Below are 18,844 nucleotides of genomic sequence, written 5' to 3' on the forward strand. Positions count from 1 at the left end.
GTAAAATAAAAGAACGGTACCTTTTATTGGACCGTCCTTTTTGTCAACATTTGTTTTATACTGTTTTTACGCTCTTAACCGGAATTTCTGGATGTCCTTTGCATTATTCACACGCTCAATTTCAGCGCCGAGTCCACGGAGCTTTCCGTCGAAGTCCTCGTATCCGCGCAGAATGTATACAATATCATCCACCACGGTAACACCCTCTGCTGCAAGACCTGCAATAACAAGTGCTGCTCCGGCGCGAAGATCCGGTGCGGAAACCTCTGCTCCGGTAAATTTCTCTACGCCGTCGATGATCGCCGTGTTGCCTTCTACTTTAATACAGGCGCCCATACGTGCCAGCTCATCCGCATATTTAAAACGATTTTCAAAAATACTCTCTGTTACAATACTCGTACCGTTTGCCAGTGCCAGTGTAACCGCAATCTGCGGCTGCATATCGGTCGGGTAACCCGGATACGGCTGTGTCTTTACGTGTGTTCTGCCCAGACGTTTGCTTGCGCTCACACGGATGGAATCGTCAAACTCTTCTACGTCGCAGCCAATCTCCTCGAGCTTTGCGGTTGTTGCTTCCAGATGCTTTGGAATCACGTTTTTAATCAGCACATCGCCCTTTGTAGCTGCTGCTGCAAACATATACGTACCTGCCTCGATCATATCCGGTACGACCGCATAGCTGGTTCCGTGCAGGGTATCGACACCCTTGATCCGGATCACATCGGTTCCTGCTCCTTTGATGTTTGCTCCCATGCTGTTCAGGAAGTTCGCCACATCGACAACGTGCGGCTCTTTCGCTGCATTCTCAATCGTTGTATTTCCTCTTGCCATTGAAGCTGCCATCATGATGTTGATGGTGGCTCCAACGGAAACCATATCCAGGAAAATGTGGCTTCCATGCAGATCTGCCGCACTTGCCACGATTGCGCCATGACGGATGCTTACCTCAGCACCGAGTGCGCGGAATCCCTTTAAATGCTGGTCGATCGGACGGCTTCCAATGTTACATCCGCCCGGAAGCGGAACTTCCGCTCTTTTGTATTTTCCAAGCAACGCGCCTAAAAGATAATAAGACGCACGGATTTTTTTGATATATTCATAATCAACGCTCAGATCTCCGATGGTTGCTGCATTGATCCGCACGGTATGGCGGTCGATGCGGTCCACGGTGGCTCCGATCTCTGCGATTGCTTCCAGAAGTACATTAATATCACTGACATCCGGCAGGTTTTCGATCAGGACCGTCTCATCGGTCATCGTTGCTGCCGTAAGAATTGCAAGCGCCGCGTTTTTTGCTCCCCCGATTTCCACTTCGCCCACAAGAGGATTTCCACCTCTGATGACATACTGTTCCATATATTCACCTCAAATTTTCTTTCTCATACTTAAGAGTGTGTTTTATCCAATATCTAACGAATCAAAGTCTTTTTCCTGTTTTTTACACACTCCAGATACGCTGAAACGCACTGCTCCCCGCAGTTATTTTTCAGTCTCCCCTTATCTTAACTCAAATCTAATACTTTGTAAATCAATTTTAATACATTCTGTGCTATTTCCGTCTTTTTCCATCGTTTCCGGTCAGGAATATTCAGAGAAACGTTATATGTAATTTCTAACTTTCAGAACATTTCCCTTATTATGATATAATCGTATGTTTTCAAAATTTCCCTGAATATTCCACCAATTCTGTTTTACATGCCGATCTGCTCGCGGAGCGCCAGGATCGTGCCCTGGATATCCCTTCCGCTCTCGTCAACCGTAATTTCGGCATACTGCTCATATAATTTACTTCTCTCATCGTAGAGATCCTTCAGCGACTGGCCCTCTTTCAGCACGACGCCGCGTCCCTTCAGGTTTCCGAGACGTTTCGCCAGATCCTCATACGACAGCTTCAGGTAAACGATGGTTCCAATTTCTTTAAAATGCTCCATCGCCTCTTTTCCGTAAATGGCACTGCCGCCCGGCGCGATGACGCTTTTGTCGGCTTCCAATGTCGCATTGACTTCATTCTCAATCGCAAGAAAGCCTTCATTTCCTTCATCCGCAATGATCTCGCGCAGAAGACGTTTCTCCCGATGCTGGATCACAAGATCCGTATCAATAAACTCATATCCCAACACCTTTGCAAGAATAACACCAACGCTGCTTTTGCCGGCTCCCGGCATTCCTATTAAGATAATATTCCGTTTATTCAAGATTTATTCCTCCTGCTGTCTCGTAAATTTTTCTCTATCCTATCTCTGCAGATTCGTTCCGCCCTGCTTCATGATCTGCTCGATCTCTGTTTCGCTCGCCACATTGGCATCGTGCTGGATCATCAGCTTTAAAACACTTGCGGAAATCGCAAAGTCGATGGCTTTCTGCGGCTCAAAATCATGAAGCATCGCATGGATCAGTCCCGCGCCAAATGCATCACCGGCTCCGACTGCCTCAAAGCTGTGTACTTTACGAACCGGGCTCTCGTAGAATTTTCCGTCTTTCAGGTAAATTCCCATCCAGTCGCCGTCCTCCACGGTGTAGAGATTGCGCAGCACACTCGCAACCGCTTTGCAGTTCGGGAACTGCTTCTGGATTTCCAGCATGCCCTCTTTGTAAGACTCGATCTGCTCAATGCCGCGCGACATATCTCCGTCGTACGCCGGAATGCCAAGTGATGATTCAAAATCCTCATCGTTTGCAATGCAGACATCCACATACGCCATCAGACGGCGCATAACGCGCTGTGCGTCCTTCGTGGACCACATTTTTCCGCGGTAGTTCAGATCACATACCACCTGGATTTTTTTCTCTCTGCAGAGCGCCAGAGCGTTCTCCAGCGCTTTTTCAATCTCTGTGCTGATGGCAGGCGTGATACCGGAAAAATAAAAGAGATCTACGCCATCAAGCAGTTTTTCCCAGTCAAATTCCTCTGCCTTTGCCATTGCAATTGCGCTGTAAGCGCGGTCATAAACCACGCTCGTCGGGCGGATATTCGTTCCCTTTTCAAAATAGTAAATACCAACGCGTCCGCCGCCCCGCAGCACACGGGATGTATCGACGCCGAACCGGCGGATCTCATTGACGGCTGCCTGTCCCACCTGGTGCTCCGGCACTTTTGTCACGTACGAAACATCGTCCCCGAGTGTCGCCAGGGAAACCGCAACATTCGCCTCCGCGCCGCCGTAATTGGCTTCAAATGTATCTGCCTGTAAAATTTTCAGATGCTCCGGTGTTTTCAGACGCAGCATCACTTCTCCAAAAGTAAGTACCTTCATACTAAAATCCCCTCCAAAAGCAATTTGCTTTTTTGTCTCAATACCTCTTTATCTTACGCTGTTTTCCCCACGGACGCAAGAAAAACCTGCGGAAACCACCCCCGTTTTCCATCGCAGAAAAGCACAAAAAAGAGGCTTTCTGTTTCTCTTCAGAAAGCCTCTTTTCGTGTATTTCATTATTCTTTTACTGCTCCCAGTGTAATACCGGTTACGAAGTATTTCTGCAGGAACGGATATACAATCAGCATAGGAACAAGGGCGATAAATACCTTTGCTGCCTCCAGTGATTTGTTAGAGTTCTGTGCTAACTGCTGATACTGCTCTGCAGTCAGGGTTACGCCTACCGGGATCTGAACGGAGATCTGACGGATGTAGGTCTGTAACGGATAGTTCGTCTCTTTGTTCATTAATACCAGGCCCTGGAAATACTCGTTCCAGTAACCAACGGATGTAAACAGGACGATGGTTGCGATAACCGGTTTGGAACACGGAACTACAATCTGCCACAGGATACGCCACGGGCCGGCGCCGTCTACACGGGCTGCCTCCTCGAGGTCTCCCGGGATGCCGCGGAAGAAGTTCATCATCAGGAGTACGTTGAATACCGGAACAGAACCAGCCAGAACCAGTGCTGCCATCGTATCGATCATACCATAATTTTTAACGGTGATGAACCACGGAATGGTACCACCATTGAACAGCATACAGAATACCAGGATCCACATCAGGACGTTTCTCGGTTTGTACTCTGTTTTGCTCTTTGCCAGCGGATAGGACATCATAATCAGGACAACCATGGTCCATATGGTTCCAATCACAACTCGCTTGATGGAAATCCAGAAGGAATTCCAGAATGCGGAATCACCCATAATCAGGCTGTAGGATTTTACGTTTGATCCGATCGGGTAAATCGTTACAAGACCGCCCTCAGCGGCTGCTTTTGAAGAAATAGATACGCAGAACGTATACCATAACGGATAAAAACAGCTGAATGCCAGGAGAATCAGGATGATAGCATTTATGACTTTAAACGCTTTGCTGCCAAAACTCTTGCTTTCTATCATAATTTCTGCCCTCCTTAGAAAATCTTGTAATCAGCAAACTTGTAAGCACAAACATAAGAAGTAACAACCAGCACGAAGCTGACAACAGATTTAAAGAGACCTGCTGCAGTAGCCAGCGAGAACTGCATGTTTGTAATACCAATACGGTATACGTATGTATCGATGATATCACCAGTTTCAATAACCAGCTGGTTGTACATGTTGAATACCTGGTCGAAACCTGCATTCAGAACGTTGCCCATTGCCAGTGTGGTCAGAAGAACGATGGTCGGAACCAGTCCCGGGATGGTGATGTGCCATACACGTTTCCAGCGGCTTGCGCCGTCGATTGCAGCTGCCTCGTAAAGGCTCGGGCTGATGCCGGTCAGCGCTGCAAGATAAATAACTGCGTTGTAACCGAACTCTTTCCATACATCAGTTCCGATCAGTAACTGACGGAAGATGCTAGGCATGGTCATCGGAAGAACGGTATCCGTTGCACCCATTGCGCTGCGGACCGTGTTGAAAATTCCGTTTGCGCCAAGGATATTGGTGATGATGTTTGCAAGGATAACCCAGGATACGAAGTGCGGCAGATATACGATCGTCTGAACCGTCTTTTTGAACTTCATATTCTTTACCTCATTCAGCAGCAGTGCGAACACCAGCGGAATGATGATATTCAGGATAACCTTTGCGATTGCAATAATCAGAGTATTGACAAGTGCCCGTTTTGCATCCGGGATAACGGTCAGGTATTTAAACCATTTCAAACCTACCCACGGAGAGCCGAACCATCCTTTGCTCGGATTGTAATCCTGGAATGCCATTACAATACCAACCATCGGAACGATAGAAAACATAAACAGCCAGATATAACCCGGCAGAACCATTAACGTATAGTGAAAGGAATTTGACAGCCCGAGATGGCCTTTTTTCTTCTTCACGGCAAGCTCCTCCTTTGATGTCATTTTTTTAAAGTAGTGGGGTACAGGCTTTCCTGTACCCCACCCTCCACATCATACATTTACATTAGTTACTCAGCCAGGTAATCTTTTACCAGCTCAAGGATCTGATCACCACCCTGTACATGCCAGTCGGTGCAGAACTGATCCCACTCGTCAAGGCTCTTCGCACCAGTGATGAACTGAAGGATACTCTTGTCTTCCAGGTCAGAAATCTGGGTCCAGTAGGTATCCATTCCGTCGATGGTGTAGTACAGTTCAGAATAGATCTTGTGATCCGGCTCAAGTGTTGCGTATGGACGATCACCAATCAGCAGTGCATAGAATCTGTTGAACTGTCCGTTGTTGGTGTTGACATCCATATCGGTTACTGCCAGATCTCTGGATCCGTCATAGTCCTCAGAGATAACGTCTTTCAGAGTTGCGGCATCGTTTGCCAGGTTCTTGTACAGACCGTTGAATTTGCTTCCGCCCTGCTGATAATCATCTGCGCTTGCTTCGCCTTTGATGATTCCCATCAGTGCATCATACTCATACTCGCACTCGTCGGTAGCTGCCATGGTGTTACGCAGCGGATACCAGCCGATTGCTACAGAAGTATCGAAGGTAGACTCATCACGAACGAGTACGTTATTCATGATAACAATGGCTTTCTTCACATCATCCGATGCGTTTTTGTTTACCATAGTATAAGTGGTTCCAACGTCTTTCATATGAATATTCCACTCACCGTCTTTGGTGTACAGCGGATATGCCTGCCAGTTTGCATTGTCGCCGTTGGTTGTGGTTCCAACCTCCGGGTTGATGAGGCCTTTTTCATACCAGTCATGTAAGGTGGTAAGGGCTTCTTTCATTTCATCTGTTGTAGTTCCCCAGTACAGTTCGCCGGAATCATCTTTCAGAAAATACCCCGGTGTTGCATTGAATGCCTGATATACAGCATCGAAACCGTATCCGTTGTTGGAGGAGTTCAGGAAGTTGGAGTAGGTTCTTCCGCCGTTATCAATACCTGCGATTGCATAATCCGGGCTGAGACCTGCGTCTTTAAATTTCTGAGTTACTTCGCCGAGTTCATCTACGGTCTTCGGAACTTCCAGTCCTAACTGATCCAGCCAGTCCTGACGGATAAAGTACAGGTAAACACCATCGGTATCTACCGATATGTTTGGCAGTGCACAGAAGGTTCCGTCTACGGTTGCATTGTTGATCGCACGTCCTTCGGTAGTCTCGATGATTTCTTTTACCTGTTTGGATGCGTACTGGTTGAACTCCGGCCAGAGGTCTGCAAGAAGATCTGCTCTTGCTGCCTGTACCAGGTAGTTACGGGTTGGTGCAACGACTGCATCCGGAAGGGAAGCAGATGCGATTGCCAGAGATACTTTCTGCTGGAAGTCAGATGCATTACCTGCAGTCCAGTCGCAGACAACTTTGATGTTGTAGTTATCCAGAAGGTATCTGGTGTACTGGTTGTTATCTACGGAATCGCCGTCCGGAAGTGTGGTATCCTTCGGGTCGATCTGATATCCATAATGTACTTCTACGACATGATCAAATTTTGCAAACGCACGATCGTCATTTTCACCCGGTACTGCATCATCTGCTTCATCAGCTGCTGCAACCCAGTCACCAGAACCTGCTGCATCGCCGGAGCCGCTGTCCGATGAGGTATCCTTTGCTTCATCGCCGCCTGCCGTACTTGATGCTGTTGTGCCGCTGCTCTTGCTGTTTGTGTCAGAACTGTCTCCTCCAGTGCTGCCACATGCTACCAGGCTTACGATCATGGTGCTTGCCAGTAATGCAGAAATTACTTTCTTTTTCATTTGGTGTCCTCCTTGTGATTTACGTTCTTTTTGCGTGCTCCGTTGTTGCTTTTGTCCAGGCTTACGAAGAATCCATTGTTTTTAATCATACGTTTTGCCTAAAACTTTCACATTTTCGTCACACTTTTTTATGCAATAATTACACCTCTCTTCCACCCGTTTTGACAAGCATTTTTTATGTATTTTTCACAATTTATTTCGTTTTTTTAATTCATATTGTCGATTTTGTACACTATTTTAAAATTTATAGTCAATCTTGACTTTTTCTTTTTCGTTATTCTTTTATCTATTGACGGATTTTTTGTGCTTTTTCCGTCATTTTGTATATTTCTCGTATTTTCAGACATTTTACCTGCAGAGCCTTCTACCGGCAGTTCCCTCCGAATGCCGGGCAGCACAATAAAAAAGAACCTCTTATCTCTCCCCGGAAATACTTCTTTCCGGAAACATAAGAGGTTCTTTTTCTTTTTTTGTTCTTTATTCTGCTTTTTTCTTCTCTTTTGGAATAATAATATTCAGTACAATCGCCGCAACAGCTGCCGGAACAATACCGGAGCCGCCGAAAATCAGCTGGATATAATAAGGAAGCTCAGAAGTTGCTCCCGCTGTGGAACCAAGGCCGTAGCCAAGACCCAGTGCAACAGAAACGATCGTGATCTCACGGCTCGTAATCGGCTCTTTTGTGATGAGCTGGATACCGGAAACCAGAATTGACGCAAACATCATAACGGCTGCACCGCCGAGTACGGACTGCGGCATAATGGATACAAATGCTGCAATCTTCGGGCAGAGTCCGCAGAGGATCAGGAAAATGGCTCCGCAGGAAAGTGCCATACGGTTTACGATTTTTGTCATCGAAATAATGCCGACGTTCTGTGCAAAAGAAGTATTCGGGAGAACGCCGAGTGCTGCTGCAAAGCTGGATCCGAGACCGTCGCAGATGATACCGCCGGAAAGCTCAGAATCGGTTGCCTCGCGGTCCATACCGCTCTCTACGCAGGCGCAGATATCGCCGACCGTCTCAACGGTTGTTACGATGAACATGATCGCTACCGGGAGAATTGCCTCCACACGGAAGACTGGTTTTACCTCAGCCAGTTTTCCAAAGCCTGCAATACCAGGGAGTGCGAACCAGGACGCATCTTTTACCTGCTGGAAATTGACAACCCAGGAATATGTATAGGAAACAGTGCTTCCATCCTCAAGAACCGCCGTTCCGGTATGCGGCAGAACCATGGTCATAATAATAGCTACCACGTAGCCGACTAAAATACCGATCAGAATTGAAGCCGTGCTTAAGATTCCCTTCGGATTTGTAAAGTGCTTCAGTGCCAGCGTTACAATCAGAACGACCATGCCAAGGAACAGGTTCTGTATGGAACCGTAATCGTTCGTTCCGGAACCGCCGCAGAGATAATTGATTCCAACCGGAATCAGCGAAAGACCGATCGCCATAACGACACAGCCGGTAACAACCGACGGGAAAAATTTACGAAGCGGCTTTAAACAGACGCCAAGCACGCCCTCAAACAGACCGCCGACAATTGTCGCACCAAGGATAGCGCCGTACGTCAGCGCGCCCTGTCCCAGCACGGCTGTCACGCTCTTGAATACGCCGAGGAATCCAGAAGATGTACCCATAACAATCGGCACTTTACCGCCGATCGGTCCAATCGAAAACATCTGTACCAGTGTTACAATACCGGCTACTGTCATTGCATTCTGCAAAAGAGCCGTACGAAGTGCACCGTAGCCCGCATCCGCCGTCAGACCGCACGCTCCCATGATGATCAGAAGCGGGGTGAGGTTTCCTACGAACATCGCCATTACGTGCTGCAATCCAAGCGGAATCGCCTGCTTCAGCGGAATCCGTCCTTCAAAGGTGTACGGGGTTCCCATAGCTGAACTTTTTTCTTTTTTCATTGCTTTTCTCCTGCTTTTGTAGATTTGGGCTGCCTTGCCTTTCGGTATGGAATATGCCCTGCACAGCCGGAATTTTTCCGGCAAAGCGTCCTTGTTTCTTCTTATAGATACTTATAAGTTTTTCTTTTTAAGCAATTCTTCTTCATAAGCTGTGCTTTTATGTAAAAAGATTATCATGTTTCTTTTTTCCCGTCAACCCGCATCTTGTACAGAATTCCATAAAAAAGGAGACACCGGTCTGTGTTCCTCATCTCACAGATCAATGTCTCCTTGTTTTCTTCCTTCAATTTAAGCGTTTTGGAAATCCTCAATCGCTTTTACGGTGCGGTTATATTCTTCCGTCACCTTCTGCATCAGATCATCCGTCTCGGTCTCCTGCAGCGGTCTTAACCGCTCGGTCAGCTCGGCGCTTGGCTCGTACAGATTGTTAAAGCCAAGATTCTGGCACACGCCTTTTAATGTATGAGCTGCACGGAATGCAACCTCAATATTTCCGTCCGCCAGTGCCTGGCAAAGCTCCTGATAGCTCGGATCCTGCGGAAATTTTAAAATGATCCGCTGAATTAGAGATTCACTGCGAAGCCGCTGAACGGTTTCCTCGTAATCTGCTCCCATCTGCATGTAGCAATCTTTTAATGTCATCTTCTCTTCCTCTTCCCTGTATGCAAATTCATTACATATTAATGCAAACAAGTTCTTTATCAATACATAAATAATTATATTTCTCACGCAAGCTCTTGTCAACTTCTGCTTTTCATTATTTTTGCATTATTTTTGTTTACTATACGCTCTATTTCTGAACATAAAACATCTTTTTTCTTACGTTTTTCTTACGTTTTTATCTTACCTGTATATTGCATTCATGCATAATAATACAACTTACTCGCATATTCTGTCGTTTTATTCACACGGTACCGCGTGAAAGTCTATTTCTTCTGTCTAGTCTCGTTGCAAAATGTAATGTTTTTTGTACACTGTAATTTTCGTTATTTTTCTGTGTTTCTTCTATCTTTTATGCAAAAAGGGACCCCCGGTCTTAACCGGAGATCCCTTTGGATTTCTCAAAATCAGATTAGCAGATTCCCTGAGCCATCATAGCGTCAGCTACTTTCTCAAAGCCTGCGATGTTAGCGCCCATAACATAGTCGCCCTCATGGCCGTAACGTTTTGCAGCATCAACCATGTTGTGTGTGATGTTGATCATGATATTTTTCAGTTTTGCATCAACTTCATCGAAGGTCCAGGACAGACGCTCGGAGTTCTGGGACATCTCGAGTGCGGATGTTGCAACACCACCTGCATTTGCAGCTTTTCCAGGTGCGAAGATTACGCCGTGCTCCTGCAGATATTTGGTTGCTTCCAGAGTAGTAGGCATGTTAGCGCCCTCGCATACTGCAGTGCATCCGTTCTCAACAAGTGCTTTTGCATCCTCAAGCAGCAGCTCGTTCTGAGTTGCGCAAGGAAGAGCAAGGTCTGCTTTTACAACCCATACGCCGCGTCCTTCGTGGTACTCAGAGTTTGGACGATATTTCTTGTACTCGGTCAGACGGGCACGATTTACTTCTTTGATCTCTTTTAATGCAGCTACATCGATTCCGTCTGGATCGTAAACCCATCCGTTGGAGTCAGAGCAGGTGAGAACTTTCACACCAAGCTGAGTAGCTTTCTCGATTGCATAGATTGCAACGTTTCCGGAACCGGATACACAAGCGGTCTTGCCTGCGATGTCGATGCCGTTCAGTTTCAGCAGCTCCTGGGTCAGGTACAGCAGTCCGTATCCGGTAGCCTCTGTTCTTGCTAAAGATCCGCCGTAGCTTAAACCTTTACCAGTCAGAACGCCTTCGTATACGCCGCGGATTCTCTTGTACTGTCCGAACATGAAGCCGATCTCTCTTGCGCCTGTTCCGATGTCACCAGCCGGTACGTCGGTGTCTGCGCCGATATATTTGCAAAGCTCTGTCATAAAGCTCTGGCAGAATGCCATGATCTCTCTGTCAGATTTTCCTTTCGGATCGAAGTCAGAACCACCTTTACCTCCGCCGATCGGAAGGCTGGTCAGTGAGTTTTTGAATACCTGCTCGAATCCCAGGAATTTGATAATACCAATATTTACAGAAGGATGCAGACGGATTCCTCCTTTGTAAGGTCCGATTGCACTGTTAAACTGTACACGATATCCGGTGTTTACATGAGCCTGTCCTTTATCGTCTACCCACGGCACACGGAATTTGATCTGACGCTCTGGCTCTACCATTCTCTCCAGAAGAGCGACTTTTCTGTATTTTTCCTCGTTTGCTTCAATAACAGGGCGAAGAGATTCCAGAACCTCTTTGACTGCCTGATGGAATTCCGGCTCAGCTGGGTTTTTTGCAACTACGGACTCAATAACCTCATCTACGTATGACATGTTAGTTTCCTCCTTGAAATTTCTCCCTTAATGTAGTGCAGAAAGATTTCTTTAAAAGATCCATCTGCGGTTCTCATCAGCCTTAAAGCGTGGAGAAAATCATTTCCGCACTCTCTCGCGTCTCCGGTGGATTCTCCCGTCCTCCGGAACACTTAATTTTATAAGGTCAACGATTGGTTGATATTATAGCATAAAATATCCGGTTTTTGCAATATTTCACGCAAAAAATTCCTAATAAATCATGATTTTGTAGCGTTTTCTAATATTTACCCAGTATTTTTGTCGATTTTGTATATTTTTACCGAAAGTACTATAAAATTTCGCGTGCTGATTCTTTAGAAAATAAAGATTAGCTGCGGTTTTTTGTTTTTATATTAGGTGTTTTCGATTTTTTCTTCACGCTCCAGCCAAAGGTTCCCTGCTTTTTCCCGATTCCAAAGTACTCTCCGTGGGAATACACAATCGGTTTCGCGCGGTTCAGATCGAAGCGGCCGCGCTCATCCATGTATGCCTCATCCGCATGGACAGCCACAACTTTTGCAAGAAACATGTGATGCGAGCCCAGTTCGAGCACCTGCTCCACTTTACACTCGATATTAACCGGCGACTCCCCGATCATCGGTGCGGAAATCTCCTCCGCCTCGACTTTCGTCAGTTTCATCTCTTTGAACTTATCCACATCTCTTCCCGAGCGCACGCCGCAGTAGTCGGTCGCATAGCAGAGGTCCTCCGTCGTCAGGTTGATGACGAACGCACCGCTCTCTTTGATCATCTGATAGCTGTAGCGTTCCGGCCGCACCGAGATCGATACCATCGGAGGATTCGTACACACCGTGCCGGCCCAGGCAACGGTGATGATGTTGTCCTCCCCGTTCTTTCCGCGCACCGACACCATGACCGCCGGCAGCGGATACAGCATATTTCCCGCTTTCCATGTCTGTTTTCCCATTCTTATTTCTTTCCTTTCCTCTTTTTCACCCTTTTATGACCGAAAAAAGCGTGCCCCGGATCTGTTTTCAGGCCCGGAACCACGCTTTTTTATTTTTTCTGTTTTTACTGATTCTGCAGCGCCATCATAAATGCCGGAATCAGCTGTTTCTTTCTCGATACAACACCCTTCAGCTCGCAGCTGACCTCGTTGACCGGAAGATCTTCAAAAGCTTTTTCGATGACTTCCTTTGCCCCGCTTCCATAATACAGAAGCTCTGTAGATTCTTCTATAATATTGGTCAGCATAAAGAATACCATCTCGATGCCGTGTTTTCCGCACTCGCTTTCCATCTGCGGCAGAAGCTGTTCCTTGATGGATTCCAGCTCGCCCGCATCGAGGGATGTAATCTGGCCGACACCAAACGTAACATCGCCCATGATGAATTTTTTGAAATCCTGGTAGAAAATTTCTTCCGGTGATTTATCTTTCAGGTTGCTTCCTGCACGGAACATTTCGGATGCAAACTCCGGAATGCTGATGCCTGCAATGTCCGCCAGTGCCTCTGCTGCCGCTTTGTCAAGAAACGTACACGTCGGCGACCGGAACATCAGCGTATCGGAAATGATGGCTGCGCAGAGCAGTCCTGCGATGTTCGGCGCGATCTCCAGCTCTTTTTCCTTATAAATTTCATACATAATCGTTCCCGTGCAGCCCACCGGCTCATTGCGGAACATAACCGGCGCCATCGTCTCAAGTGATCCCAGACGATGATGGTCGATGATCTCGAGAATCTCCGCCTCTTTGACGTTATCGACCGCCTGTGATTCCTCATTGTGATCGACGAGAATCAGTTTCTTTCCTGCATTTCCGATCAGGTTCCGACGGGAAATCGTTCCCACATATTTTCCTTTCTTGTTCAGAATCGGGAAATCGCGGTGTCTCTGATTTTTCATAACTTCTTTGATATCATCGAGGAAATCTTCGGTGTTGAACGTGATCAGATTGCTTCTGCGCATCAGATATTTGACCGGAATACTCTGGTTAATCAGACGCGCAATCGTATACGTGTCATGCGGACTGCTGATGATCACACAGCATTTTTCCTCTGCAAATTTCTGAATCGTTTTCGTCACCTTTGCGCCAAGTCCGACGATAATGCAGCTTGCATCCATCTCGATTGCACAGAGCTGGTCTTCCGCACGGTTTCCGAGAATGACAAGGTCATCTTTTTCGATGTAGTTCTCCATCGTATCCGGATGGAATGCGCCGACAACGACTTTTCCGCGGATAAAATATCCATGCTCATTTCCGACAATGACAGATCCGTCCAGCGTATCCGCGATACTGCGGTATTGCGTCCTTGCCAGTGACATGACATGGCTGTCATAAGAATCCATATAGGATTCCGCGATATCACTGACCGTGATCACGCCCTGCAGATCATTGTCCGGCGAAGTAATCGGCAGTGTGACTACATTGTTGTTTTTCATCATGGAATACGCTTTTTTCACGGAAATCGTACCCGGCACGCTCGGCACCTCGTGAATTTCAATTTCCTTTACCTGCGTTCCCGCATTCGGCAGGTAGCCCGGCGCACGCACCCCAAAGCGTTTCAGCACATACTCGGTCTCCTCATTGATCTGACCGGCACGCCGCGCCATGTAGGTTTTGGTTTTATCTGTCCTGTTCTTGATATCCGCATAGGCAATCGCCGAACAAATGGAATCCGTATCCGGATTTTTATGGCCAATTACATAAACTCTTGAATTTGATTTCATAATAGTACTCCTCCCTTCTGTATGTTTGTGGTATACAGTAAGTTCGTCCCGGTAGTTTTACTTCTTTTTTTGTAACGACTACAGTTACTGCTCACTTCGTGACCAGTAACCGCCGCCCTGCACATGCAAATTCGCTCCGCGAAGTTCCGGGCGGCCACCTGAATCACTTTCTCCTGCAGCCGCGCAGCAAGTGCGCGTCTCAGTAATTTTGGTAACGACTACACACATATTACCATCCTTTTTTCATCTGGTCAAAGAAAATCTTTTATGTTAAGATAAACGCAGATAGAAAAACGTGCAAAATTGAACCCGATTTTTTCATAAATCCACAATTTTCCTCTCGTTTTCCTGTTATTCTTACGAAAAAGGGGTGTTTCATTATGTCAGAAGAAAAATTAACCATGGATGACTTCTCCGCAGAGCTGGAAGCTTCCTTCAAAAAAATTGAGGAAGGCGACATGCTCACCGGAACCGTCATCTCCGTAGATGAAAAAGAGGTGATTCTCGATCTGAAATACTACGCAGAGGGCGTCATCCGCGCCGAGGACTTCAGCAACGAGCCTGGCTTCTCCTTAAAAGACGCTGTTCAGGTCGGTGACGAAATCACCGCAACCGTGATCCGCAAAGACGACGGCCACGGCAACATTCTTCTCTCCCGCGCAGAGGCAAACGATATCCTCGCATGGGAAAAACTCGCACAGTACAAAGAAGAGAAAACCGTACTGGATGTAAAAGTCAAAGGAATCGTAAACGCCGGTGTTATCGCTTACGTCGAAGGAATCCGCGGCTTCATCCCGGCTTCCAAACTCTCCCTGAACTACGTGGAAGATCTGAATGAATACTTAAACAAAGACATTCAGGTACAGGTTTTTGACCTCGACAAAGAAAAAGACCGCCTGATCCTCTCCGCCCGCGAGCTTCTCCGTGAAAAAGCAGATGAGGACCGCAAAGAGAAAATTTCCAACGTAGAAGTCGGCCTTGTTACCGAAGGAACCGTGGAAAGCCTGCAGCCATACGGCGCATTCATCAACCTCGGAAACGGCCTCTCCGGCCTCGTCCACATCTCCCAGATCTGCGCCAAACGAATCAAACATCCATCCGCAGTTCTGGCAGTCGGCGACAAAGTCAAAGTAAAAGTCATTGCCATCAAAGACGGCAAACTCAGTCTCTCCATGAAGGCACTCGACGACGTTGCCGCCGAAGAAATTCAGGAAGAAACCATCGAACTCCCGGAGACAGAGGAAGTGACAACGACACTGGGATCGCTGTTTAAAAATATTAAGCTGAACTAAAGTTGCATCAAAAAACAGACTTTCCATTCTCACGCATTCCTGCGTGTATCTGGAAAGTCTGCTTTCTATTATAAGAATTCTATTAGCCCTTTACAGCTCCAATCACAATACCTTTCACAAAGTATTTCTGGAAGAATGGATACACAACCAGAATTGGAAGTGCTCCCATAACTGCAACGGCCATTTTGATACCAGTTGCCGGAAGTGTAATGCTTTGTGTCAATGCTCCTCCTGAAGCACCGCTCATTAGATACTGCACATCCAGAAGCATCTTATTCAGCAGAACCTGAATACTGTACAGTTTATCGTTGTTGATATAGTACAGACCATTCAACCAGTCATTCCAGTATCCGAGGCCGACCAGAAGTGCCAGTGTAGCAATAATCGGCGTAGACATCGGAAGAACAATTTTTGCCAGAATTCTCCACTCACCTGCTCCGTCAATTCTTGCAGCCTCGATGACCGCATCAGGAATGTTGGTGGTGAAATACGTTCTCATCATGATGACATAGAAAGCTCCCATCAGAAGATTTGGAACAATCAGTGCCCAGATGGTATTTTTAATATGAAAGATTCCAGTCCACATCATATAGGACGGTACCAAGCCACCGTTGAACAACATCGTAAAGAAAATCATAAAGGAGAAAAATGCTTTTCCCGGAAGCTCTTTTCTTGACAGTGGATAGGCAAACAATGTTGTCAGAGTCAGGTTTGCCACGGTTCCGACTACCGTTACCAGTGCGGAAATGATATAACCTCTTACAATACTGCCTGAATCTACCAGCAGTGTTTTGTATGCATCAAAACTGATTTCACGCGGCCAGAAAGAATATCCATATTTTAATAGAATGTTCTCTTTGGTGATTGATGACATAATCAGCAGAATAAACGGGACGATACACATAACGGACAGTAAGATCATAATCACATTAGCTGCAATCTGAAAGCTTTTATTTCTTTCAACCATTTTTCATACTCTCCCTTCGCTTAGAATAATGCACTGTTTTCGTCCAGTCTTCGAACAATCAGGTTTGCAATCAGTACCAGTGCAAATCCTACCAGTGATTGATAAAGACCTGCGGCAGATGCCATACCAATGTTATTCAGCTCCATCAATCCACGATATACGTAAGTATCGATGGTGTTAGTCACATCGATCAACGGTCCGCTGTTCATTGGTACCTGATAGAACAGTCCGAAATCTGAATAGAAAATACGTCCTACACTCATCAGCGTCAAGGTGATAATGGTTGTTTTCAATCCCGGTAGTGTGATATGTACAATTCTCTGCCAGCGGTTTGCACCGTCGATAGATGCAGACTCGTAAAGACTGGCATCCAATCCTACTACCGTTGCATAATAGATAATGCAGTTATATCCCAGGTTTTTCCATATATTGACAAAAATCAAAATGAATGGCCAATATTTCGCATTGGAATACCATCCAATTGCCTCTTTTCCCATCGGTTTCAGAATACTGTTGTTAATAAATCCCGCATCTGTACTCAGGAATCCATATACCAAATAGCTGACAACGACGATAGAAATCAGAAACGGTACCAGAATTAGGGTCTGGTATACTTTCTTTCCCATCGTGGAACGGATCTCATTCAGCAGAATTGCTACTGCAATTGCAAGGACTGTTCCAAGCACGATAAAAATAATGTTATATCCCAGTGTATTTCTTGTAATTGTCCAAGCATCTTTTGTCTTAAACAAAAACTCAAAGTTTTTAAGACCTGTAAACGGGCTTTTGAAGATTCCCAGACTGTAATTATATTTCTTGAATGCAATGATAATTCCAGCCATAGGCATATAGTTATTGATAAATAAGTATACAAGCCCCGGAAGCAGCATCAGATACATGGGAATAAATCTGCGAATTTTACCCCAATTTCTTTTCATCTTCCCAGCCTCCATTATTTGTTGGCTTCCAGCCAATCATCTAACTGTCTCTGCTTCTCAGCGATGATGGTATCTGCTCCTGCTGCTTTCAACTCATCCAGGAATTTCGGAATGGTAGTTTCTGGATCCAGGGAACCGCACTCCAGTGCAGGACCATATTTGGCAGTTACGTTTGCGCATGCAGTTACTTCGTTCTGTACATCTGTGTTGTCCCATGCAAAACCTTTGGCCGGAGAAACAACCGCATTGTTGTTGAACTCCTGGGTCTGATCCCAGATGTCCGGATCATTTCCTTCCCATACATAGGAAATTGCCTCATTCGGCCAAGCCCATGGAAGACTGGTATAACCTGTGTTACTTGCTGTTACACCGTCTGGGTAGTTGATGACACCGTTGTCTTTGTCTGTAAACTCATAATGAGTTCCTTCCAGACCATTGATAAGAATATTTGCCAAATCCGGGTTTGTGTAGATTTCGTTTAATACCTGTACAGCTCTTTCCGGTTTATCACTGTTATGCGGAACATACCATACAATGTCAACACGTGTTGTGGTAGTATATGGTTCTACCAGATCCAAAACAACGATTTCTTTTCCGGACTCTTTTTCGATCTCCTGCTCGATACCTGGTTTTGTATTTGTAAAACGTCCAAAACCTTTACCAGAACCAATCAGACTATTTGCCATTTCAGTAGAAGTGGAAGCATCCGGCATGATCAGACCTTTCTGCGCCCAGTCATAGCGAAGTTTCATTTCGTTCATATATTTATCTGTTGCGTAGTAATTAATAACTTCTGTGCTGTCAGAAGATACACTTTCTAAAGATCCGATGTCTCCACCAAGGTCATCTGAATTTGCCATAAGGCTCATGGAACCCACATGAGAAACAATGGGATATACATCTGGATACATTTCTTTTACTTTTTCAAGGAGCGGCTCCAACTCCTCTTCTGTTTTAATAGAACTATAGTCAATTCCGGTTGCATCTGCCATCTCTTTATTCATAGCAAATCCCCATCCCGTTGCTTTCTCTTTATTGGACGGAACACCATAAATATTGCCGTTAAAGGTTACACATTTCCAGTCGGATTCGCTGATCTCAGATTTCATATCGCTGCCATAGCTGTCCAGATAATCCGTAATTGGAAGGATCTGTCCGCTGCTGATTGCAGATGTTACATTTCCACAATACTCATACATCAGATCCAATTTTTCAGAAGATGCCAATGTCAGGTTTACCTGCTGATCATAGCTTCCAAAACCAACTCTTGTTACTTCAATTTTTGTATTGAATTTTTCCTCTGTGATTTTGCTTGCTGCTTCAGAAATTTTTGCGCAGTCATCTGTACTTGCATCACCAGGTGCCAGAATTTTTACTGTATAGCTGTCATTATTGCTACTTTCTGCGCTCTTAGAAGATGAACCCTGTGCAGAGCTTGCATCGCTTCCGCAACCTGCCAGCATACTTCCCGCCATAACAGAAACAAGTAAAAATGTCATTGCTTTTTTCTTATTCATTACATTTCT

At 45.9% G+C, this 18,844-nt stretch carries 15 protein-coding genes; 1 reads left to right on the forward strand and 14 read right to left on the reverse strand.

What is annotated here, in order from left to right; translation table 11 throughout:
- Positions 1-66 precede the first annotated feature (66 nt).
- From DWZ60_RS08700 to DWZ60_RS08755, 11 genes are all read right to left on the reverse strand, one after another.
- Positions 67-1,356, reverse strand: coding sequence for a UDP-N-acetylglucosamine 1-carboxyvinyltransferase (locus DWZ60_RS08700; protein WP_117510690.1), 1,290 nt, complete (start codon positions 1,354-1,356; stop codon positions 67-69).
- 335 nt (positions 1,357-1,691) lie between these two features.
- Positions 1,692-2,195, reverse strand: a complete 504-nt coding sequence (locus DWZ60_RS08705) for a shikimate kinase (protein WP_330422204.1) — start codon at positions 2,193-2,195, stop codon at positions 1,692-1,694.
- A gap of 39 nt (positions 2,196-2,234) precedes the next feature.
- The gene (locus tag DWZ60_RS08710) at positions 2,235-3,254 is read right to left on the reverse strand and encodes a sugar kinase (RefSeq protein ID WP_117813155.1); all 1,020 of its coding nucleotides are present in this window, start codon (positions 3,252-3,254) and stop codon (positions 2,235-2,237) included.
- Between the two features lie 176 nt (positions 3,255-3,430).
- A complete protein-coding gene (locus DWZ60_RS08715) occupies positions 3,431-4,318 on the reverse strand; it encodes a carbohydrate ABC transporter permease (protein WP_117510684.1) in 888 nt (295 codons plus the stop codon).
- Between the two features lie 14 nt (positions 4,319-4,332).
- Positions 4,333-5,244: an ABC transporter permease gene (locus tag DWZ60_RS08720; RefSeq protein WP_243038266.1), complete on the reverse strand. Its 912-nt coding sequence runs from the start codon at positions 5,242-5,244 to the stop codon at positions 4,333-4,335.
- An 89-nt stretch (positions 5,245-5,333) separates the two neighbouring features.
- Positions 5,334-7,082, reverse strand: coding sequence for an extracellular solute-binding protein (locus DWZ60_RS08725; RefSeq protein ID WP_119221531.1), 1,749 nt, complete (start codon positions 7,080-7,082; stop codon positions 5,334-5,336).
- Between the two features lie 477 nt (positions 7,083-7,559).
- Complete coding sequence (locus DWZ60_RS08735; RefSeq protein ID WP_117762173.1) at positions 7,560-9,005, reverse strand: uracil-xanthine permease family protein; 1,446 nt, start codon at positions 9,003-9,005, stop codon at positions 7,560-7,562.
- A gap of 288 nt (positions 9,006-9,293) precedes the next feature.
- Entirely contained in the window at positions 9,294-9,647 is a 354-nt protein-coding gene (locus DWZ60_RS08740; RefSeq protein WP_117801782.1) for an Hpt domain-containing protein, read from the reverse strand.
- Positions 9,648-10,077: 430 nt separating this feature from the next.
- A complete protein-coding gene (gene gdhA, locus DWZ60_RS08745; RefSeq protein ID WP_055220308.1) occupies positions 10,078-11,412 on the reverse strand; it encodes an NADP-specific glutamate dehydrogenase in 1,335 nt (444 codons plus the stop codon).
- Between the two features lie 349 nt (positions 11,413-11,761).
- Positions 11,762-12,361, reverse strand: coding sequence for a flavin reductase family protein (locus DWZ60_RS08750; protein ID WP_117510675.1), 600 nt, complete (start codon positions 12,359-12,361; stop codon positions 11,762-11,764).
- 104 nt (positions 12,362-12,465) lie between these two features.
- Positions 12,466-14,121 (reverse strand): putative manganese-dependent inorganic diphosphatase, encoded by a 1,656-nt coding sequence (locus DWZ60_RS08755; protein ID WP_117762172.1) that lies wholly within the window; start codon positions 14,119-14,121, stop codon positions 12,466-12,468.
- Positions 14,122-14,501: 380 nt separating this feature from the next.
- Between DWZ60_RS08755 and DWZ60_RS08760 the strand changes: the two genes are divergently transcribed.
- The gene (locus tag DWZ60_RS08760) at positions 14,502-15,413 is read left to right on the forward strand and encodes a 30S ribosomal protein S1 (RefSeq protein WP_117804507.1); all 912 of its coding nucleotides are present in this window, start codon (positions 14,502-14,504) and stop codon (positions 15,411-15,413) included.
- An 82-nt stretch (positions 15,414-15,495) separates the two neighbouring features.
- Here the strand turns inward: DWZ60_RS08760 and DWZ60_RS08765 are convergent, their stop codons facing one another.
- Genes DWZ60_RS08765 through DWZ60_RS08775 form a run of 3 tightly spaced genes read right to left on the reverse strand, consistent with a single transcriptional unit; the run spans position 15,496 to position 18,835 of the window.
- Positions 15,496-16,380 (reverse strand): carbohydrate ABC transporter permease, encoded by an 885-nt coding sequence (locus DWZ60_RS08765; protein WP_119221532.1) that lies wholly within the window; start codon positions 16,378-16,380, stop codon positions 15,496-15,498.
- A 20-nt stretch (positions 16,381-16,400) separates the two neighbouring features.
- Positions 16,401-17,318, reverse strand: a complete 918-nt coding sequence (locus DWZ60_RS08770) for an ABC transporter permease (protein WP_117801895.1) — start codon at positions 17,316-17,318, stop codon at positions 16,401-16,403.
- 14 nt (positions 17,319-17,332) lie between these two features.
- A complete protein-coding gene (locus tag DWZ60_RS08775) occupies positions 17,333-18,835 on the reverse strand; it encodes an ABC transporter substrate-binding protein (RefSeq protein ID WP_118595203.1) in 1,503 nt (500 codons plus the stop codon).
- Positions 18,836-18,844 lie beyond the last annotated feature (9 nt).

The sequence above is a fragment of the Blautia sp. AF34-10 genome, from assembly GCF_003477865.1.
In the GTDB taxonomy this organism is placed as follows: Bacteria; Bacillota; Clostridia; order Lachnospirales; family Lachnospiraceae; genus Fusicatenibacter; species Fusicatenibacter saccharivorans.